Source organism: Paraburkholderia sp. SIMBA_027 (assembly GCF_046535315.1).
Lineage (GTDB): Bacteria > Pseudomonadota > Gammaproteobacteria > Burkholderiales > Burkholderiaceae > Paraburkholderia > Paraburkholderia tropica.
This window is the reverse complement of sequence record NZ_JAWRWY010000005.1, coordinates 177,072-196,067: the sequence shown is the minus strand read 5'-3', so window position 1 is coordinate 196,067 and position 18,996 is coordinate 177,072. Positions and strand designations below refer to the sequence as shown.

Annotated in this window: 18 protein-coding genes; 8 read left to right on the top strand and 10 right to left on the bottom strand. The window is 66.5% G+C overall.

The features are described 5' to 3' along the window. Positions 1-29: 29 nt before the first annotated feature. The gene (gene fba, locus SB764_RS11235) at positions 30-1,094 is read right to left on the bottom strand and encodes a class II fructose-bisphosphate aldolase (protein WP_028217828.1); all 1,065 of its coding nucleotides are present in this window, start codon (positions 1,092-1,094) and stop codon (positions 30-32) included. A gap of 456 nt (positions 1,095-1,550) precedes the next feature. Then, a complete protein-coding gene (gene pyk / locus SB764_RS11230; protein ID WP_110328849.1) occupies positions 1,551-2,987 on the bottom strand; it encodes a pyruvate kinase in 1,437 nt (478 codons plus the stop codon). On the opposite strand from pyk, the gene SB764_RS11225 reads away from it, so the two are divergent. Next, positions 2,986-3,429 carry a hypothetical protein gene (locus SB764_RS11225; protein WP_321871391.1) on the top strand — a complete coding sequence of 148 codons (444 nt, stop codon included), beginning with the start codon at positions 2,986-2,988 and terminating at the stop codon, positions 3,427-3,429. The genes pyk and SB764_RS11225 overlap by 2 nt on opposite strands. Here the strand turns inward: SB764_RS11225 and SB764_RS11220 are convergent. Then, positions 3,426-4,625, bottom strand: a complete 1,200-nt coding sequence (locus SB764_RS11220) for a phosphoglycerate kinase (protein WP_065059305.1) — start codon at positions 4,623-4,625, stop codon at positions 3,426-3,428. The genes SB764_RS11225 and SB764_RS11220 overlap by 4 nt on opposite strands. 553 nt (positions 4,626-5,178) lie before the next feature. Here SB764_RS11220 and SB764_RS11215 point away from each other — a divergent pair. From SB764_RS11215 to SB764_RS11190, 6 genes are all read left to right on the top strand, one after another. Next, positions 5,179-5,319 (top strand): hypothetical protein, encoded by a 141-nt coding sequence (locus SB764_RS11215; RefSeq protein WP_156773690.1) that lies wholly within the window; start codon positions 5,179-5,181, stop codon positions 5,317-5,319. A 72-nt stretch (positions 5,320-5,391) separates the two neighbouring features. Further along, entirely contained in the window at positions 5,392-5,586 is a 195-nt protein-coding gene (locus SB764_RS11210; RefSeq protein WP_065059306.1) for a zinc-finger domain-containing protein, read from the top strand. A gap of 333 nt (positions 5,587-5,919) precedes the next feature. Next, positions 5,920-6,945, top strand: coding sequence for a lipopolysaccharide heptosyltransferase II (waaF, locus tag SB764_RS11205; RefSeq protein ID WP_074986750.1), 1,026 nt, complete (start codon positions 5,920-5,922; stop codon positions 6,943-6,945). Between the two features lie 161 nt (positions 6,946-7,106). After that, positions 7,107-7,553: a nuclear transport factor 2 family protein gene (locus tag SB764_RS11200; RefSeq protein ID WP_065059308.1), complete on the top strand. Its 447-nt coding sequence runs from the start codon at positions 7,107-7,109 to the stop codon at positions 7,551-7,553. A gap of 202 nt (positions 7,554-7,755) precedes the next feature. Continuing rightward, positions 7,756-8,829, top strand: a complete 1,074-nt coding sequence (locus SB764_RS11195) for a hydrolase (RefSeq protein WP_074986751.1) — start codon at positions 7,756-7,758, stop codon at positions 8,827-8,829. After that, positions 8,822-9,454 carry a DUF2946 family protein gene (locus SB764_RS11190; RefSeq protein WP_410863570.1) on the top strand — a complete coding sequence of 211 codons (633 nt, stop codon included), beginning with the start codon at positions 8,822-8,824 and terminating at the stop codon, positions 9,452-9,454. The genes SB764_RS11195 and SB764_RS11190 overlap by 8 nt, the downstream gene beginning before the upstream one ends. A gap of 10 nt (positions 9,455-9,464) precedes the next feature. Here SB764_RS11190 and SB764_RS11185 read toward each other — a convergent pair whose 3' ends face one another. Next, complete coding sequence (locus SB764_RS11185) at positions 9,465-11,345, bottom strand: M48 family metalloprotease (protein WP_410863568.1); 1,881 nt, start codon at positions 11,343-11,345, stop codon at positions 9,465-9,467. 337 nt (positions 11,346-11,682) lie between these two features. Between SB764_RS11185 and moaC the strand changes: the two genes are divergently transcribed. Then, positions 11,683-12,171 (top strand): cyclic pyranopterin monophosphate synthase MoaC, encoded by a 489-nt coding sequence (gene moaC, locus SB764_RS11180; protein ID WP_110328844.1) that lies wholly within the window; start codon positions 11,683-11,685, stop codon positions 12,169-12,171. A gap of 64 nt (positions 12,172-12,235) precedes the next feature. Here moaC and SB764_RS11175 read toward each other — a convergent pair whose 3' ends face one another. The 6 genes from SB764_RS11175 to SB764_RS11150 form a co-directional block, all read right to left on the bottom strand. Further along, entirely contained in the window at positions 12,236-14,038 is a 1,803-nt protein-coding gene (locus tag SB764_RS11175) for a PglL family O-oligosaccharyltransferase (protein ID WP_410863567.1), read from the bottom strand. 216 nt (positions 14,039-14,254) lie between these two features. Then, entirely contained in the window at positions 14,255-14,827 is a 573-nt protein-coding gene (locus SB764_RS11170) for a pilin (RefSeq protein WP_321902473.1), read from the bottom strand. A 281-nt stretch (positions 14,828-15,108) separates the two neighbouring features. Next, positions 15,109-15,819, bottom strand: a complete 711-nt coding sequence (locus SB764_RS11165) for a TerC family protein (RefSeq protein ID WP_065059313.1) — start codon at positions 15,817-15,819, stop codon at positions 15,109-15,111. Positions 15,820-15,998: 179 nt separating this feature from the next. Beyond that, positions 15,999-16,880, bottom strand: coding sequence for a succinate--CoA ligase subunit alpha (gene sucD / locus SB764_RS11160; protein ID WP_065059314.1), 882 nt, complete (start codon positions 16,878-16,880; stop codon positions 15,999-16,001). 94 nt (positions 16,881-16,974) lie between these two features. Beyond that, a complete protein-coding gene (gene sucC / locus SB764_RS11155; RefSeq protein ID WP_065059315.1) occupies positions 16,975-18,141 on the bottom strand; it encodes an ADP-forming succinate--CoA ligase subunit beta in 1,167 nt (388 codons plus the stop codon). Positions 18,142-18,192: 51 nt separating this feature from the next. After that, the gene (locus SB764_RS11150) at positions 18,193-18,885 is read right to left on the bottom strand and encodes a DUF2889 domain-containing protein (RefSeq protein ID WP_065059316.1); all 693 of its coding nucleotides are present in this window, start codon (positions 18,883-18,885) and stop codon (positions 18,193-18,195) included. Positions 18,886-18,996 lie beyond the last annotated feature (111 nt).

Genomic DNA, 18,996 nt, shown 5'->3' with positions numbered 1-18,996 from the left:
CCAGCCGGCGCGCCTGGCGCGACCACCGCTTAGCGGACGATCTGCGCGAGTTCGCCCGACTTGTACTTCTCGGCGATCTTGTCGAGCGAGACCGGCTTGATCTTGCCGGCCTGGCCTTCGCAGCCGAACGCGAGGAAGCGGTCCACGCAGACCTTCTTCGCGGCTTCGCGAGCCGGCTTCAGGTAGTCGCGCGGGTCGAACTTCGACGGATTTTCGTACATATAGCGACGGATCGCGCCCGTGATCGCCAGACGCAGGTCGGTGTCGATGTTGATCTTGCGCACGCCGTGACGAATGCCTTCCTGGATCTCCTCCACCGGCACGCCGTACGTTTCCTTCATGTCGCCGCCGAATTCGCGGATCTCGGCCAGCAGTTCCTGCGGCACCGACGACGAACCGTGCATCACGAGGTGCGTGTTCGGAATGCGTGCGTGAATTTCCTTGATGCGCTGGATCGACAGGATGTCGCCCGTGGGCTTCTTGGAGAACTTGTACGCGCCGTGCGAGGTGCCGATGGCGATCGCCAGCGCATCGCACTGCGTGAGCTTCACGAAGTCGGCGGCCTGCTCCGGATCGGTCAGGAGCTGCTCGCGCGTCATGGTGCCTTCGGCGCCGTGACCGTCTTCCTTGTCGCCCTTCATGGTTTCCAGCGAACCGAGCACGCCCAGTTCCGCTTCCACCGTGACGCCGATCGAGTGCGCCATTTCCACGACTTTACGCGACACATCGACGTTGTATTCGTACGATGCAACCGTCTTGCCGTCGGCTTCGAGCGAGCCGTCCATCATCACGCTGGTGAAGCCGCTGCGGATGGCTGCCATGCAGACCGCCGGCGACTGGCCGTGATCCTGGTGCATCACGACCGGAATATGCGGATACGACTCGACCGCAGCTTCGATCAGATGACGCAGAAACGGCTCGCCCGCGTATTTGCGTGCGCCCGCCGAGGCTTGCATGATCACCGGCGAACCGACCTGGCTTGCCGCTTCCATGATCGCCTGGACCTGCTCCAGGTTGTTCACGTTGAACGCCGGCAAACCGTAGCCGTGCTCGGCCGCGTGGTCGAGCAATTGACGCATTGAAACGAGAGGCATTGTCCTACTCCTTTGATTTGAAACGAATTGCTTCGTGCCGCCGGCCGTCTTGCGCAGCCGGTCGTGGGCGGCCTGGCAGCCGCCGCCCCGCGTGTCGCGACGCGGGCTCAATGCCGTGATTTTATCGCGAAGACACTGCAATTCCCGCGCCGATCGCGTAACTGGCATGAAATTGGCGTATCGGAACGTCAGATCGGCGAGAAGATGCAAAAAGAATTGACAGCCCGCGCGCCGCCTCACCTGCGCGCAGACTGCAATTTCGGGGAAAATGCGGGGATTTTGCTGCGATTTAGCGCTTATCCAGCACCTATCTAACGCCGATCTGATACCAATGTGATACCAGTCGGCGCCTGTGCAATTTTTTATTTTTCGCGCCTCGGGAACGGCGCGGCATCGGTGAAAAACCGATGAAAACCGCGCAATCCCGAAAATAAAGCGAAAAAAATGGCGGCGGATTTACAGCACGTCGCCGACGCGCACGATCTTCAGCGTGTTCGTGCCGCCCGGCTGACCCATCGGCTCGCCGACCGTCAGCACGACCATGTCGCCGCGCGCCGCGTAGCCCTTGCTCACGACCACTTCGATCGCTTGCTGGAGCGCCGTGTCGCGGTCGCTGCTGGTGTCCAGATGCAGCGGCGTGACGTTACGGTACAGCGACATCGCGCGCTCGCTGCCCACGCGCGGCGTGAGCGCGAAGATCGGCACGTGGGTCCAGTGACGCGACATCCACAGCGCCGTCGAGCCCGACTCCGTGAGCGCGACAATCGCCTTCGCGCCCAGATGGTAGGCCGTGAACAGCGCGCCCATGGCGATCGACTGGTCGATGCGCGTGAAGGTGCGGTCGAGGAAATCCTTGTCGAGCTCGCTGTGCTCGGACTTCTCGGCTTCCACGCAGATCGCGGCCATGGTTTCGATGGTCTGCACCGGATACTTGCCCGCCGCCGATTCGGCCGAGAGCATCACCGCATCCGTGCCGTCGAGCACGGCGTTGGCGACGTCCGAGACTTCGGCGCGCGTGGGCACCGGCGCGTGGATCATCGACTCCATCATCTGCGTGGCCGTGATCACGAGCTTGTTCGACTCGCGCGCCATGCGGATCATGCGCTTTTGCAGCGCCGGCACCGCGGCGTTGCCGACTTCCACGGCCAGGTCGCCGCGCGCGACCATGATGCCGTCCGACGAATCGAGAATCTCCTGCAGCGCCGGAATGGCTTCCGCGCGCTCGATCTTCGCGATCATCTTCGGCTTCACGCCGTAGGGCGCGCCCGCGATATTCGCGAGCTGGCGCGCCATTTCCATGTCGGTGGCGTTCTTCGGGAACGACACGGCGACGAAATCCACCGCCAGCGACATCGCCGTGCGGATATCTTCCATGTCTTTCGCCGTCAGCGCGGGCGCCGTGAGGCCGCCGCCCTGGCGGTTGATGCCCTTGTTGTTCGACAGGTCGCCGCCGACCTTCACGGTCGTGTGGATCTCGCTGCCGATCACACGCGCGACGTCGAGCACGATCAGGCCGTCGTTGAGCAGCAGCACGTCGCCCGGCTTCAGGTCGCGCGGCAGGTCCTTGTAATCGAGACCGACGCGCTCGTCGTTACCGAGTTCGCACTCGGCGTCGAGGATGAAGGGCTGACCCGGCTCGAGCGTCGTCTTGCCGTTCTCGAACTTGCCGACGCGGATCTTCGGGCCTTGCAGATCGGCCATGATCGCGACTTCACGGCCGGCCTGACGGGCGCACTCCCGCACGGTTTCGGCACGCTGACGGTGGTCGTCGGCGGTGCCGTGCGAGAAGTTGAGGCGCACCACGTCCAATCCCGCATGGATCATTTTCAGCAGGACGTCCGGCGTGCTGGAAGCCGGACCGATGGTGGCGACAATCTTGGTGGCGCGATGCATGAGTCTCCTCGTCTGGAAAGGATCGCTGGAAAAACCGTTGCTGCGAGAAGAGCTGGCCGGCTGCGCCGCGAAGGCGGGCATGCCGGGACGCGCACCGGTCGAAGCCGGCGTCGCTTTCTTTGACGACGCCGCTGCCGTCGCAGGGACGGTGGCGGCGCGATTCATGTTCATTTGCCCGGCGGACGTGGCTGTGCGTCCGGCGGGGGGAGTCGGTTCGCTCACCGGCGTCGCGCGCGATTCAGCGGTCGGCGCTGACGACGGTTCGAGAGCGGCATCGGTTGCGGGCGTCGCGCCCGCCCGCACCGTGCTGGCGAGGGGCGTGCCCCCCGCTTTCGTCGGTTTCTGTCTGGCGGCGGCCCCGGTTGCGACGCGCGGCTTCTGCGCGTTGGCACGAGGAAGCTTGTTGGCGGCCTTCCCGGCCGGGGCGCGCGGCGCCATTTAGCCAGCCGCCCGGGTTTCGAGCACTTCCACCGCCGGCAGCTTCTTGCCTTCCAGGAACTCCAGGAAAGCGCCGCCGCCGGTCGAGATGTAGCTGACCTTGTCGGCGATGTTGTACTTCGCGATGGCCGCGAGCGTGTCGCCGCCGCCGGCGATCGAGAACGCGCCCGAGCTGGCGATCGCGTCCGCGAGCGTCTTCGTGCCGTTGCCGAACTGGTCGAACTCGAACACGCCGACCGGGCCGTTCCAGACGATCGTGCCGGCCTGCGCGAGCTGCGCGGCGAGCGCGTTGGCCGTGACCGGGCCGATGTCGAGGATCATGTCGTCGTCGGCGACATCCGCGACGTTCTTCGTTTCGGCCTTGGCCGTCGGCGAGAACGCCTTGGCGGTCACGACGTCGGTCGGGATCGGCACCGAAGCGCCACGGGCGCGCGCGGCGTCGATGATCGCCTTGGCGTCGTCGACGAGATCGACTTCCGCGAGCGACTTGCCGATCTTCAGGCCGGCGGCCAGCATGAACGTGTTGGCGATGCCGCCGCCGACGATCAGCTGATCGACCTTTTCGGCCAGCGACTTGAGGATGGTGAGCTTGGTCGAGACCTTCGAACCGGCGACGATCGCCACCAGCGGGCGCTTGGGCGCGCCGAGCGCCTTGCCGAGCGCGTCGAGTTCGGCGGCCAGCAGCGGGCCTGCGCAGGCGATGCCCGCGTACTTCGCGATGCCGTAGGTGGTGGCTTCGGCGCGGTGCGCGGTGCCGAACGCGTCGTTCACGTAGATGTCGCAGAGCTTCGCCATCTTTTGCGACAGCTCGTCGGAATTCTTCTTCTCGCCCTTGTTGACGCGGCAGTTTTCGAGCAGCACGACGTTGCCCGGCTCGACGTTCACGCCGTTTTCCACCCAGTTCGCGACCAGCGGCACGTCGCGGCCGAGCAGTTCGGCCAGACGCTTCGCGACCGGCGCGAGCGAGTCTTCGGGCTTGAATTCGCCTTCGGTCGGGCGGCCCAGATGGGACGTGACCATGACAGCGGCGCCCGCATCCAGCGCGGCCTTGATGGCCGGCACGGAGGCGCGCACGCGGGTGTCTTCGGTGATGTTGCCGTGGTCGTCCTGCGGCACGTTCAGGTCGGCGCGGATGAACACCCGCTTGCCCTTGAGCTTGCCTTCGGAGATCAGATCGGAAAGACGCAGAACCTTGTTCATGGACATGTCATCTTGATGGTGGGAAGGCGGTGACAAGACGATGCAGGTCCGCGGGCCGTCGAAGCGGGGCTTCGGGCAGCCAGGGCGGCTAAGGCGCGACGGGCGCGGCGCGGGATCCGCGCGGCTGCCGTCTCCAGGCGCCGCCGCGGGTCGCTTGCTCGGCGCTCGGCACGAGCCGGCATCGAATTGCGAGATCGGTATTTTAGCCGATAGCCAGGACGATCCGGGCGTGCATCGGCGAATCTCCCGTATTTGGGAGAACGCTGAGCGCGCCGCCGCGACGGACGGCCCGGCGCATCGGCAGAGCACGCGGGGCATCGGCGGATGCTGCGCCGCAACATCCGCGCTCACACGTCCACCGGATGATTTTTTTCGCGGATTCTTCGTGCGAATCGTGGCCTGCACAAGCTGGGTACGGGCCGAAAACGGGTCGAAAACGGGTCGAAATCACGCCGAAAGCCCGTCGCAAGCGCCAGCGGGCGCGCTGGCGGGCGTTAAATGACGTTAAAATAAATCTCTTTGCCACCCGCCGGCTTCGCGCGCGCGGAGCACGATGTGCGACGCGATCATCACGCTGGCGCGCAAACAGGGTTCGGGCTTCCCGCGATCGGCGAGCGGCAAGCGCTATTCGGCACGCTTGAACGGGGTGTCCGGCAAGAACGAGAATTACGTGCACGGGTTCGCGAAGGTCTGACGCGAAGGTCTAACGCTGTCGCGCCAGATCCCACGAAGCCGCGCCCCCACTGCTACACAGAGAATTATCCTCATGAGCGAACTCAAGGAAATGCCGCTGGTCGAGCTGAAAGCCAAGGACCTGCCGGCCTATTGCCCGAATCCGTCGATGCCGCGCTGGAGCAACCATCCGCGCGTCTTTATCGACGTGACGCACGGCGAAGCGAAGTGCCCGTATTGCAGCACGCGCTACAAGCTGAAGGAAGGCGAGGTCGTGCACGGCCACTGAGGCCCGCGCATGGCGGCGGCGCGGGTCGCGTCGCCCAGGTCTCGACCCGGACCTCGACGCACGCGGCCGACGTTTGGGATTCCTCGCGGTTTTTCGCCACGCGCCCCAACCTTCGGACGCCGCTCGCCGCCAGCCCCGTCTTATCGCACAATGACGCCGGACCGCGCCGCGCCCCGATTTCACCGGGCGCCGCAGCGGCGCCGGCGTTCACACTCATCGACGCGCTCGACGCGTCGTTTTTTTAACCGCGCTACGCGCGCCTGGCCCGTTTGCCGGTTTCGATCGGCACGGCCCGCGCTCGCAGCCTTTGTAATTTCCGGACTCTGACTCCCGATGCGCCGCGCGCTGGTAATCGCACCGAACTGGATCGGTGACGCACTGATGGCGCAGCCGCTCTTTTCGCGGCTCGTAAAACTGCACCCGCGCATTCAGATCGATGCGCTTGCGCCTACCTGGGTTGCGCCCGTACTCGAGCGTATGCCCGAGATCCGCGACGTCTACGCCACCGACCTCGCCCACGGCAAGCTCCAGATGCTGCGCCGCTGGCAGCTCGCGGGCGATCTGCGCGCGGAGCGCTACGACGTCGCCTACGTGCTGCCGAATTCGCTCAAGTCCTCGCTGATCCCGTGGCTCGCGAACATTCCGCTGCGCATCGGCTACACGGGCGAGAGCCGCTACGGCTTCCTGAACGTGCGCCACGCGAATCCGCCCAAGGACACGCGCCCGCCGATGGTCAAGCACTACGCGGCGCTCGCTTACGCGCCCGGCGCGAATCCGCCCGACGATCTGCCGCTGCCGCGCCTGGAATCGGATCCGAACGAAGCCTCGCGGGTTTCCGCGCGTTTCAATCTGGATACGCGCGTGCCGCTGCTGGTGTTCTGCCCCGGCGCGGAATACGGCCCCGCCAAGCGCTGGCCGCCCGAGCATTTCGCGGCGCTCGCGCGCATGGTCGGCCAGTCGTTCCCGTACACGCAGATCATCGCGCTCGGCTCGCCCAAGGACTCGCCGCTCGCACAGGCGATCGCCGACCAGGCGCCGAATGTCCGCAATCTGTGCGGCCAGACGGCGCTCGGCGAGGCCTGCGCGCTGATCTCGCGCGCCAGCGCCGTCGTCACCAACGATTCGGGTCTGATGCACGTGGCCGCCGCGCTGCGCCGCCCGCTGGTGGCGATCTACGGTTCGACGGATCCGCGCCACACGCCGCCCTTGTCCGAGCTCGCAAAGGTACAATGGCTGCATCTCGATTGCAGCCCCTGCTTTGCGCGCGAGTGTCCGCTCGGGCATCTGAACTGCCTGCGCGAACTGAGCCCCGAACAGGTCTTCGACGATTTGCGCGGCATGCTGGTCGCCCAGCGCTGAGCCCCGCGCCGCGTTCGCCTCGGGCGCAACGCGCAGCGTGTGTGCGGCACGCCACCGACGCCGCGCCCCGCCGGCGCGCCCAATTCAGGTATTGCGCCGGTGCGCGCGGCGCGTCGAAGCCAACGCCAACCCGCGCGTGAAGCGCATCAGATCAACGAGCCATGCCACGTTTTGCCCACATCTTCGAAGCCGCCGCTGACACGCTCAACGCCTACTACCAGGCTGTCGCCGAGGTCAACATCGACGCGTTGATGGGCCTGTGGATCGACGAGGAGTTCGTGAGCTGCATTACCGCCGAGGGCGCGCATCTGCACGGTCTGCCGGACATCCGCGCGGGCCTCGCGGCGGAGCTGGAAGCCGCGCCGGTGTCGATCGAACCGCTCGACATCCGCGTCTACGACAGCCTCGGCACCGTGGTCTACGCGATCGTGGAAGCGCATCGTCCGGTCGATCCGAACGCGATCCCGGCGATGGTGTTCACGACCTACGTGATGGTGCACGAACGCGGCGAGTGGCGCATCGCGCACATTCACGCGAGCCGGATGCCCGACGACGCCGCGAGCCAGTTCTCCGCGAAACTGCGCCACGGTCAGGGCGCACTGCACTGAGCCGATCCGGCGAGGCCGGGTCGCGCGGGTGCCGTGAAACGGGCGAGCAGCATGCAGTCTCGCGCGAGTTCGGGCGCGCTCGAACGACAACCGGCGTCGACCGGCATTGAGGCCAGACAAGCGGCCCCGATAAGCGAAAAAGAGCGAAAAAGAGCGGACAAAAGCGGCAAAAGAAAGCAGCAGTCGAAAGAAGGGGAAGGCCATGAGCACCACCGGCGATGAAGCGGCGAACTACGACGCGGCCAGCAATGCGGCCGTCACGGCCCTGAACGGCATGCTCCCCTCGAGTTACCGCGCGCCGTTCTGGCTTGCGGGCCCCCATATCGAAACCATCGTTCCCGCGCTGTTCTCGCGCCTGCCCACGCCGGCCTACCGGCGAGAGCGCTGGGATACGCCCGACGGCGACTTCATCGAACTCGACTGGGTCGATGCCCCCGCCAGCGCCGGCGCGCACGCCCCCCTTTTCGTCCTGTTCCACGGCCTCGAAGGCGGCTCCGGCTCGCACTACGCGCGCGCGCTCGCGGCCGAGGCACACGCGCACGGCTGGCACGCTGTGATTCCGCACTTTCGCAGCTGCAGCGGGCCGATGAACCTGCTGCCGCGCTTCTACCATCTCGCCGACGCCGCCGAAGTCGACTGGGTGCTGCGCCGCCTCGCCGCGCGCCACGCCGGACCGCTCGTCGCGGCGGGCGTCTCGCTCGGAGGCAACGTGCTGTTGCACTGGCTCGCGCAACAGCGCGAGGACGCGCGCATCGTCCGCGCCGCCGCCGCGATTTCCGCGCCGCTCGACGTGCATGCGGGCGGCAAGATGCTCGCGAGCGGCTTCGGCATGATCTACACGCGCAGCTTCCTCAAGACGCTCAAGGTGAAGGCGCTCCAGAAGCTCGACCAGTTTCCGGGCCTGTTCGACGCCGACGCCCTGCTCGCCTGCCGCAACATGTACGAATTCGACGGCGTGGTCACCGCGCCGCTGCACGGCTTTCGCGACGCGCACGACTACTGGACCCAGGCGACGGTGCGTCCGAAGCTCGGCGAAATCACCGTGCCGACGCTCCTGCTGAACGCGCGCAACGACCCGTTCCTGCCCGGCCACGTGCTGCCCGCGCGCCACGAAGTCAGCGACGCCGTCGAGCTCGACCAGCCCGAACGCGGCGGCCATGTCGGCTTCATGACGGGCCCGTTTCCGGGCCGCAGCCAGTGGCTCGCGCAACGCGTGACCGGTTATCTTTCACCGTATCTGCCGGCGTCGCGCGCGGCGTCCCACGCTCATGGATGACATCGTCAAACAGGCGCTCGCGCGCTGGCCCAACGTTCCCAGTTGCACCGGCTGGCTGCGCCTCGATGCGCGCGGCCACTGGCGCCTGCGCGACGAGGCCGAGCAGGCCGCCGGCGCGCCCGGCACGCCGATCCGCCACGAAGCGCTGATTGCCTTCATCAACCGCAATTACGAGCGCGACGACCAGGGCCAGTGGTTCTTCCAGAACGGCCCGCAATGCGTCTACGTCGAGCAGGAATACGCGCCGTGGGTGGTGCGTCTCGCGAGCGTTCCCGACTCGGCCGTTCCCGATGCGAACGGCACGCTCGCGCTCACCGACCACACCGGTCACGCGTTCACGCCCGTGGCGGCGTTCATCGACGAAAACGGCAGCGTGCTGTTCGCCGATGCCGCCGATGCGAACCTCCACGGCGGCGTGGCACGCGTGGCGCTGCTACACGATCACGATCTCGGCCTGTTCGCCGAACACGCCACGCTCGCCGACGACGGCCAGAGCGGCACCTTCCACTGGCGCGCCGACGCCGCGCTGCCGCTGCAAGCCATCGCGCGCGTAGACGTGCCGTCGCGTTTCGCCTTCGTCCCGAGTCCCGAGCACGCGGAACAAGCCGCCCGCGCCGCCCAATAGGCGCGCGCGTTCAGATCTTGCTGTCCTTCTCCTCCGCGCGCTCCTCCTTGTAGCGCGCCTCGAAGTCGTGCAGGCGCGCGTCGATCGTCGACAGATCGTAGAAGCCGACCGACTTCATGTCGCGCGCCTCCTTCAACTGCCGGATCGCCGACGGCCACGCGCCGTCCAGCGCGAACTTCTCGGCCAGCGCGCGCCGTTGGGTCAACGCATCGCCGCTGCCCGCGCTCGCCTGCGCGAGGTACTGCCACCAGGCGGCCTGACGCGGCTCGCTCTGCGTCTCGGCGCGCGCGAGCGTCTGCGCGTCCTGGAAGCGCCGAGACGCGATCAGCGCCTGCAGCAAGCCGTCGGTCGCCGCGTGTGACGCGGGCCACGCCGCGTGCGCGGCCTGCGCGAGGCGGATGGCCTCGTCGGTGCGGCCCGCGCGGCGCGCGATCTCGGCGGCGAGCACGTCGAGACTCGGCGAGCTGCGCGGCTTGCCGCGATCGTTGCCCTCGGCGGCCTCGAAGCGCACGAACGCCGCGCGCGCCGTGGCAAGCGACTGCGCGGCATCGTCGTAACTTTCGAGCAGCGTCTGCGCGACGGCGATCCCGTACCAGTTCGCGGCCACGTTGAGCGCCGTGCGGTCGTCGATTTCGGCACGCAGACGCGCGATCTCATCGAGATATTCGTGACGCGAGCGGTCCTGCAACACCCGCACGCGCGCCCGCACGAAACCGTACTCGGGCGCCTGACGCGGCTGCCGGTAAGGCGCGCGGCGCGCGCGGTCCTCCATGTCGGCGATGCGCTCGCCAGTCAGCGGATGCGTACGCGCATAGGCGGGCACGCCCGCCTCGCTCATCGACGCGCGTTCGAGCCGCTCGAAGAACGCCACCATGCCCCACGTGTCGTAGCCCGCGCCGCCGAGCAACTGGAAGCCGACGCGGTCCGCCTCGTGCTCGGCTGCGCGCGAGAAGCGCAACTGGCTGTCGACGGCATAGGCTTCGCCGCCGAGCGCGATCGCGCTGCCGAGGTCGCCGCTATGCGCGAGCACGCCCGCGAGAATGCCGAGCAGCACGCCCGCGAGCGCCGCGTAACCGCTGTGCTCGCTCTGCGTGAGCATGCGCGCGATGTGCCGCTGCAGCACGTGGCCCATCTCGTGACCGAGCACCGAGGCCAGCTCGGATTCGGTCTGCGTCGCGATGATCAAGCCCGAGTTCACGCCGATGAAACCGCCCGGCAGTGAAAACGCGTTGATCTGGTAATCACGCATCGCGAAGATCTCGAAGTCGGGCCGATAACCGCCGATGAATTGCGCCGACGCCGATGCCGCAAGCCGCTCCGCCACCGCGTTCAGATAATCGAGCACGAGCCAGTCGCCGATGTAGTCGGGATCGCGACGGATATCGCGCATGACGCGCACGCCCACGCGCCGTTCGGCTTGCGGCGTGAGCGCGCCGCCCGAGCCATCGCCGAGATCGGGCAGTTGCGGGACCCAGGCGGCCGGGCGCACACTCGAACTGCCGTAGACGCCGGGGCCCGACGGATGCGTCGAGCCGACTTCGCCGAAGCGCGACTGCGCGCCGCCGTAGGTGCCGAAGACGCCCTGTGCAATCGAGGCGGGTAAGGCGACGTCGCCCGCGTCGTCGAGCGGGCCGCTGACGAGCGCCGGCGCGTTGGGCGCGAGCGTCAGGTTGGTCGTGGGGCGTGCGGCGGAGGTGGCGCTGGAAGCGGATGCGGATGCGGGCGCGGTGGTGGACACTGTGGAACGCGCGATGTCGGCCGCACGCAGATCGAGCACCGCGGCGGGCGGCGAGCCGCCTGTCGACGACGCTTGCGCGCCCGACGCCGACGCCTGCGGCGGAACCGCGAGCGAGACGCACAGCCAGACAGCCAGGAGCCGTTTCAGGGGCATCGATCTGAAGGTCGCAAAGCAGGGTCGCAAAGCAGGGTCGCAAAGCAGGGTCGCAAAGCAGGGTCGCAAAGCAGGCGTGCAAAGCGGACGCTGGCGCGACAGTCAGCCAGCCACGCGCCGATTGTAGCCCGGCCCGGCACGCGATTCCGCCCTCGCGGCCGCGATGACGCGGGCACCTCCACGCGCATCAAAGCACGGCATGGCGCATCGTGCCGCGCCCGCGCTGCTAAGATAAGCGCCCTTCTTCATCGCACGTTTTGCGCGCCGGTCTTGCGCGCACGTTATTGGCCAGCCGCGCCGGCACGCGTCGCCGGCGTCATGCAGCCAGGAGCCCACCATGTCCGAACTCACGCATTTCGACGCCGCAGGCGACGCCCACATGGTCGACGTCGGCGGCAAGGCCGAGACCCAACGCATCGCCGTGGCGAGCGGCACGATCCGCATGCTGCCCGCGACGTTCGCGCTCGTGCGCGACGGCAACGCCAAAAAAGGCGACGTGATCGGCGTCGCGCGCATCGCCGCGATCCAGGGCGCGAAGCGCACCGCCGATCTGATCCCGCTGTGCCATCCGCTCGCGATCACGCGCGTCAAGGTCGACTTCGCGCTTGATGAATCGCTGCCTGGCGTGCACTGCACGGCGCAGGTCGAAACCTTCGGCCGCACCGGAGTCGAGATGGAAGCGCTGACCGCCGTGCAGGTCGGGCTGCTGACGGTTTATGACATGTGCAAGGCCGTCGACCGCGGCATGACGATCACCGATGTGCGCGTGCTCGAAAAGCATGGGGGGAAGTCGGGGGATTGGGTCGCTCAGCCGCTCGCCCGCTGATCGACGAAAAAAAAGCGGCGAACCCAAGTCCGCCGCTTTTCTCTCCCACTACAGGACGAATCGCTTAATCGTCCGAATCGTCGTCGTCCTCTGTCGCGGACGCCGGCGGCTTGCCGTACTTCTTCAGCAGCGCCGCCTTGAAGCCATCGAGCGTGGGTTCGTTTTCGCAGAGACTGTAGAGCGCGGCCAGTTGCGTCGGCCAGTCGTGCAGTTCCTGCGCGAAAATCTTCAGCCGCTCCACCGTGTCGAACGCACCTTCCGTATTGCCGTCGAGCGCCTGCAACACCGCATAGCGGCGCAGCACCGTCTCGCCCGGCAGCAGCGCGATCGCACGCTGATGCGCCGCGAGCTTCGCGGGCAGATCGGCGGCGTTCATCGGCATGAGCGTGGCCATGCCGTAATCGCCCCACGCGCTGAACAGGTGCGACGGTTCATCGGCGTATTGCTGCGCCGGGTGCGAGCCGTAGTAAAGCACTTCGGAGCGGTTGTAATCGCGCATCACCGGCCACAGCGACGCAATGCCGCCGAACACGATCACCGAATACACACCCATCACGACCGGCGGCGGCACGGCACGCAGCCGCTTCGTTTCGAACAGACCGAACACGAACATCGCGGGCAGCAGGAAGAACATGTACTGCTGCGGATATTCGACGAGCGCATGCATGACGAGCGCGCCGATCAGCATGAAGCCGAAAATGCGCTCGGGCGTATGCGGCGCGAGCAGCGAGCGCACGAACCACGCCAGCAGCCCGATCACGACGATCCCGCAGCCCACCACGCCGGTCTTCGCAAGCAGGTCAATGAAGATGTCGTGCGAGTTATTGGCGATCTCGACGCCGCCCAGCGTGCGGGCGAGTTCGAACTGGTGGATCGGGAAATCGCCCCAGCCCACGCCCAGCAGCGGATGCGCCTTGAACATCGCGAGGCCGTAGTGCCACAGCGCGAGACGCGGCGCGATCTGGCTCGCGTCCTTCATGCGGTCGGCGGCCGACTGGTCGAGTTGCAGCTGATAGTGCACGTTGGCCCAGCGCACGAACGCGTTCATGCCGACGAAGATGACCGCCAGCACGACCGGCACGAGCCACGCGCGCGCGCCGCCCTTCAGGCTCGCCGAGCCGTCTTCGCCACGCACGCCGCGCGACGCCGACAACGCCATCCAGAGCCCCGCCACCACGATCACCGCCATCTGTAGCCACGGTCCACGCGACACCGTGAGCGCGAGACCGCCCGCGTAGATCGCCGAGAGCACGCCCCACAGCAGCACGTTCAGACGACGCGTCTGCACGAGATAGAGCGCCGCGGCCATCGCGAAGGAAATATAGGTGGCGAGGTGATTGGCCTGCGCCATGTTGCCGAACGGCCGACGCTGGAACTGCACGTTATAGGCGACGACAAGCGGCGTGACCTTGGTTTCCAGATGCAGCAACTGGATGACCTGGCAGAACACCGAGAACAGGCCGCCGATCACGAGCGCCCAGGAACCCCACACCACCGCCGTGCGCGCAAGGCCAACGCGCGTGATGCTGTAGCCCGCGAGCGTGGCCATGAAGGCCGCGAGCAGATAGCCGACGCCGAGCCAGTTCATCGACGGTTGCGCGAGGTGCAGCACCGCGGTCTGCACGGCGAGCAGCAAGCCGAAGCCGAGCGGCACCAGCGCCACCATGGGCACGGCGAAGTCGACGGCCGGCCGCGCGGAGCGCACCAGCAGCCAGACGCCCGCGCCTACCAGCAGGTAGAGCGCCAGCGCGGTGAATTCGGCATAGAACGTCGGGATCGGATAGGTGTGGTTGACGACCGCATAAGGCAGCGTCAACGCGAGAGCCAGCAAGACGAACGTAAGGTAGCGCGCAAATGGAGAAGGCATGGGGATCGGGGGCGTCAGCAACCGGCGCACTATACAAAACTTTTCCCTCCCTGTGCGGGCGGCGTCGAAGCAAATGCCGCCCGCGTGCGTGCGGGTTCGCACGCGGAGTCACAAGTAAAGTTGCAAGCAAAGTCGCAGGCAAGGTCGATTCATGCCCGCAGGCACGGTTGCCCGCTCACGTTTTTCGCTCGCACCGGCGCCTCACCGGCGCAAGTCTCATGCGCGGCATTCGGGCGGTGCGAGCTTGCCTGGCAGCGTGGCCGCTTCAGACGGCGCCGGCCCCGCGCCCGGCTCACCGAGCGACGAAGCCGTCTTGCCGCCCGCGAAACATTCCCACGTGAGCGTGCCGCCCTGCACGGTGCCTTGCGCGAGCGCCACGCGCGCCGTGGGCGCTTCCGCGTTGTCGGGCACCGAAGGCACGAGCACAAGCGTGTTGCTGCCGTCGGGTGCGATGCGCGTGGTGAAGCTCACGGTGATCTGCCCGGTTGCCTCGTCCACCAGCACCGAAGTCACGTTGCGCGTGCCCGGCGGCGCCGTATAACCGGCGTCGAAGGCGTTGCCGCTCGCGGCGTTCTCCGCCACCGCGAGGCGCGCCGCGGCCGCGAGCGCGAGGCCCTCGCCCACGCGGCTGCGCGCGAGATAGTCCTGATAGGCGGGAATCGCATACGCCGCGATCACGCCGACGATCGCGAGCACGATCATCAGTTCGATGAGCGTGAAACCGCGCGCGGCGCAGGTGCGTACGAAGCGGATGAGGCGCGCGAGCCGCGTGATGGGCGCGACCGGCATGAATGGCGCGAATGGGCGGGTGGCCGGCGCGTTGCGCGCGAAGGCCGTCGAGGCAAGCAGGGAAACGATCATCGTCAGGGCTCCTGAAACGGGAAACGCCCGCCACCAGAGGGTGAACAGGCGTTTCGATCGTATCGGCGAGACCTCGCGCGGGGCAGTCGGCCAGATGGCTTAGGCGCGGCGCTGTCGGTGCGCGCTGTCAGCGAGTGATGTCAGCGATGAATGTCAGCGGCGGTTGCCAGCATCAGCCGACGGACGCAGCGCACGCCTTCGCCCCATTCTCAATGCGAGCCCTGCGCGCGCCGCGCGTTGCGACGCCTGAGCACATGGCCGAGCACCACCACGAACACCGCGCCCGCCACGCACATGCCGTACTCGGCGAGCGGCGTATCGAGCAGCGGCCAGCGGTCGCCGGCCGGATCGTTGACGATCAGCCCGCCCGCGATCCAGCCGAGCAGCGCCGCGCCCAGCGTGACGATCACCGGATAGCGGTCGAGCAGTTTGAGCACGAGCTGGCTGCCCCAGACGATCAGCGGAATGCTGACCATCAGCCCGAACACCACTAGCGCGATGCGATGACGCGGATCGGCGGCTTCGGCCGCGCCCGCGATGGCCACGACGTTGTCGAGGCTCATCACCGCATCGGCGACGATGATGGTCTTGATCGCGCCGAGCAGCTTGTCGGAGGGCTTCACGTCGGCATGTTCGAGATGCGACGGCGCGAGCAGGCGCACGCCGATCCACAGCAGCAGCAGGCCGCCCGTAAACTTGAGCAGCGGCACGTTGAGCAGCACGACCGCGAAGGCGATCAGCACGACGCGCAGCGCGATCGCGCCGACGGTGCCCCAAAGAATGCCGCGCAGACGCTGCTGCGCGGGCAGATCGCGGCACGCCAGCGCGATCACGACGGCGTTGTCGCCACCGAGCAGAATGTCGATGACGATGATCTGGATGACAGCGCCCCAGTGGAGCGTCGTGAAGAACTCGAGCATGAATGCGGGAAGTTAAGCTGCGCGCGCCGCAAAGACGCACGCCAAATAAAAAAGCGAGGCAGCCATGACTGGCTCCCTCGCTTCTGTTCGGAAACCTCGTGAAAGGATTCCGCAAGCATAGCAAAAAACGCCAGCGCCCCGCGCATACGTGATGCGCACGACGCCGCGTTATCTGCAAATTACAGCACCGACTTCAGCAGACGGCCCATTTCCGACGGGTTGCGCGTGACCTTGATGCCGCACGCGTCCATGATTTCCAGCTTCGCTTCGGCCGTATCCGCACCGCCCGAGATCAGCGCGCCGGCGTGGCCCATGCGCTTGCCCGGGGGCGCCGTGACGCCCGCGATGAAGCCGACGACCGGCTTCTTCATGTTGCCCTTGATCCACTCGGCTGCCGTGGCTTCGTCCGGACCGCCGATTTCGCCGATCATGATCACGGCGTCCGTATCCGGATCGTCGTTGAACATCTTCATGACGTCGATGTGCTTCAGACCGTTGATCGGGTCGCCGCCAATACCGACTGCCGACGACTGGCCGAGGCCGAGTGCCGTCAGCTGCGCAACCGCTTCGTACGTCAGCGTGCCCGAACGCGACACGACGCCGATGCGGCCCTTGCGGTGGATGTGACCCGGCATGATGCCGATCTTCAGCTCGTCCGGCGTGATCGTGCCGGGGCAGTTCGGGCCGAGGAGCAGCGTCTTGCGGCCTTCGCGGCGCATACGGTCCTTCACTTCGATCATGTCGCGCACGGGAATGCCTTCCGTGATGCAGATCGCGAGATCGAGGTCGGCCTCGACGGCTTCCCAGATCGCTGCGGCTGCGCCCGCGGGCGGCACGTAAATGACCGACACGGTCGCGCCCGTGGCTTCCTTCGCATCGCGCACGTTCGCGTAGATGGGAATGCCTTCGAAGTCTTCGCCGGCCTTCTTCGGGTTCACGCCCGCGACAAATGCTTCGCGGCCGTTGGCGTATTCACGGCAGGCACGGGTGTGGAACTGACCGGTCTTGCCGGTGATGCCCTGCGTGATGACCTTGGTGTCTTTGTTAATCAGAATCGACATGTATTGACCTCTGTTCGCTTGGCGCGATGCGTCGCGTCTTCCGCACGGATGCGGAATTCGCGCCGGCACGCACGCCATTCGTATCCGGTGAAAATTACTTGCCTTCGGCAGCCGCGACAACCTTCTGCGCGGCCTCTTCCATGCTGTCCGCCGAGATGATCGGCAGGCCCGAGTCGGCCAGCATCTTCTTGCCGAGGTCCTCGTTCGTGCCCTTCATGCGCACGACGAGCGGCACCTTCAGGTCAACGGCCTTCGATGCAGCGATCACGCCTTCCGCGATCACGTCGCAGCGCATGATGCCGCCGAAGATGTTCACGAGGATCGCCTTCAGGCCCGGATTCGTCAGCATGAGCTTGAACGCTTCCGTGACCTTCTCGGTCGTCGCGCCGCCGCCCACGTCGAGGAAGTTCGCCGGTTCGCCGCCGAACAGCTTGATCGTGTCCATCGTGGCCATCGCGAGGCCCGCGCCGTTCACCAGACAGCCGATGTTGCCGTCGAGCGAGATGTAGGCGAGGTCGAACTTCGACGCTTCGATTTCAGCCGGATCTTCTTCGTCCAGGTCGCGGTAAGCGACGATTTCCGGATGACGGAAGAGCGCGTTCGAATCGAAGTTGAACTTGGCGTCGAGTGCGGTGACCGTGCCGTTGCTCGACACGTTCAGCGGGTTGATTTCGGCCAGCGACGCGTCGGTTTCCCAGAATGCCTTGTACAGGCCTTGCAGGATCACGCGAGCTTGCGGAATCGACGCAGCCGGCACGCCGATCTTCGCGGCGAGGTCGTCGGCTTGTGCATCGAGCAGGCCCGTGTTCGGATCGACGATGACCTTGTGGATGAGCTCCGGATGCTTCTCGGCCACTTCCTCAATGTCCATGCCGCCTTCGCTCGAACCCATCAGCACGATCTTCTGCGAGACGCGATCGACGACGAGGCTGACATACAGTTCCTGCTTGATGTCGGCGCCTTCTTCGATCAGCAGACGGTTGACCTTCTGGCCTTCCGGACCGGTCTGGTGCGTGACCAGTTGCATGCCGAGGATCTGGCTCGCGTATTCGCGCACTTGATCCAGCGTCTTGGCAACCTTCACGCCGCCGCCCTTGCCGCGGCCGCCCGCGTGAATCTGGGCCTTGACGACCCACACCGGACCGCCCAGCTCTTCAGCGGCCTTGACCGCGTCATCCACCGAGAAAACCGGCGTGCCGCGCGGTACCGCGACGCCGAACTTCCGGAGGATTTCCTTACCCTGGTACTCGTGAATCTTCATGCGTGATTCCCTTCAGTCTGAGAGTTGGAGTGAACTTCGTTTCCGCTGTTGTTATTCATGCGCGACGGCGTCGGCCTTGCCCTCTCGGCCCGGGCCCAGGTCTTCGCGCACGCTGGCGACATCCGCGCCGCGCTCTTTCGAACGCGGCACGTGTCCATACCAGCGCGGATAAAACTGCTTGACCGCTTCACCGTCGAACCGCAGCGCGTGGCAGCGGCCGAGCTGGAAAGGCGGTTGTTCGCCGGCGGCTTCGCCGTCGGCGGTCTTGCCGAATTCCGGTCCGGACGCTTCGCCCGGAGAACCGTTAGAAGAATCCCACACTGCTCCGACAAACGCCTGGATAGCGGCCGTCGGCAACACGCCCAACATTTCGGTGAGATGCGTGCAGCCAGCCGTGCCGGCGAGGAGCCGGCCCGCTTCGCGGCGGAAGTTCTGGAGGAGGTTGAGCCCGATAAGGGCCCGATAGGCGGGATTGGCGTTCTGGCACTGACCGTCGTAAGGCACCCAGTCGGACGACGCGTGAGCGTCGACGACATTGAGCTTGCGATCGATCGTGATGCGGAGCCAGAGTTCATGGATCGGCAAACCGTTGGGCCGGACACCGGATGCAAGCGGCACGTCGCGTGACTTATGATCCGTCAGACACGCGTCGATGTCCCACAGACCGTCCTCGCGCTCATAGGCGACCGCCCTGATCGCGCGCTGATGACGCAACTGACGGGGCGCTGGCGGGGGAAGCGGCATGCGTTGGTAAGACCGGATTGGAAAACTTCTCGAGTTTAGCATACCGGGTATTTGAGACAGCAGCGATCTCGCCCGCCCCATGCGCCCCGGATATCAAGCTATTTTTGAGCC

Excerpts from the sequence above, each read along its gene's own strand:
- sucC (WP_065059315.1), bottom strand. The coding sequence starts at position 18,141 with ATGAAGATTCACGAGTACCAGGGTAAGGAAATCCTCCGGAAGTTCGGC.
- SB764_RS11170 (WP_321902473.1), bottom strand. The coding sequence starts at position 14,827 with ATGCCGGTCGCGCCCATCACGCGGCTCGCGCGCCTCATCCGCTTCGTA.
- SB764_RS11220 (WP_065059305.1), bottom strand. The coding sequence starts at position 4,625 with ATGAACAAGGTTCTGCGTCTTTCCGATCTGATCTCCGAAGGCAAGCTC.
- SB764_RS11150 (WP_065059316.1), bottom strand. The coding sequence starts at position 18,885 with ATGCCGCTTCCCCCGCCAGCGCCCCGTCAGTTGCGTCATCAGCGCGCG.
- pyk (WP_110328849.1), bottom strand. The coding sequence starts at position 2,987 with ATGCATCGCGCCACCAAGATTGTCGCCACCATCGGTCCGGCTTCCAGC.
- SB764_RS11190 (WP_410863570.1), top strand. The coding sequence starts at position 8,822 with ATGGATGACATCGTCAAACAGGCGCTCGCGCGCTGGCCCAACGTTCCC.
- SB764_RS11195 (WP_074986751.1), top strand. The coding sequence starts at position 7,756 with ATGAGCACCACCGGCGATGAAGCGGCGAACTACGACGCGGCCAGCAAT.
- SB764_RS11165 (WP_065059313.1), bottom strand. The coding sequence starts at position 15,819 with ATGCTCGAGTTCTTCACGACGCTCCACTGGGGCGCTGTCATCCAGATC.
- SB764_RS11175 (WP_410863567.1), bottom strand. The coding sequence starts at position 14,038 with ATGCCTTCTCCATTTGCGCGCTACCTTACGTTCGTCTTGCTGGCTCTC.
- SB764_RS11215 (WP_156773690.1), top strand. The coding sequence starts at position 5,179 with ATGTGCGACGCGATCATCACGCTGGCGCGCAAACAGGGTTCGGGCTTC.
- SB764_RS11225 (WP_321871391.1), top strand. The coding sequence starts at position 2,986 with ATGAGTCTCCTCGTCTGGAAAGGATCGCTGGAAAAACCGTTGCTGCGA.
- SB764_RS11210 (WP_065059306.1), top strand. The coding sequence starts at position 5,392 with ATGAGCGAACTCAAGGAAATGCCGCTGGTCGAGCTGAAAGCCAAGGAC.
- sucD (WP_065059314.1), bottom strand. The coding sequence starts at position 16,880 with ATGTCGATTCTGATTAACAAAGACACCAAGGTCATCACGCAGGGCATC.
- moaC (WP_110328844.1), top strand. The coding sequence starts at position 11,683 with ATGTCCGAACTCACGCATTTCGACGCCGCAGGCGACGCCCACATGGTC.
- waaF (WP_074986750.1), top strand. The coding sequence starts at position 5,920 with ATGCGCCGCGCGCTGGTAATCGCACCGAACTGGATCGGTGACGCACTG.
- SB764_RS11200 (WP_065059308.1), top strand. The coding sequence starts at position 7,107 with ATGCCACGTTTTGCCCACATCTTCGAAGCCGCCGCTGACACGCTCAAC.
- SB764_RS11185 (WP_410863568.1), bottom strand. The coding sequence starts at position 11,345 with ATGCCCCTGAAACGGCTCCTGGCTGTCTGGCTGTGCGTCTCGCTCGCG.
- fba (WP_028217828.1), bottom strand. The coding sequence starts at position 1,094 with ATGCCTCTCGTTTCAATGCGTCAATTGCTCGACCACGCGGCCGAGCAC.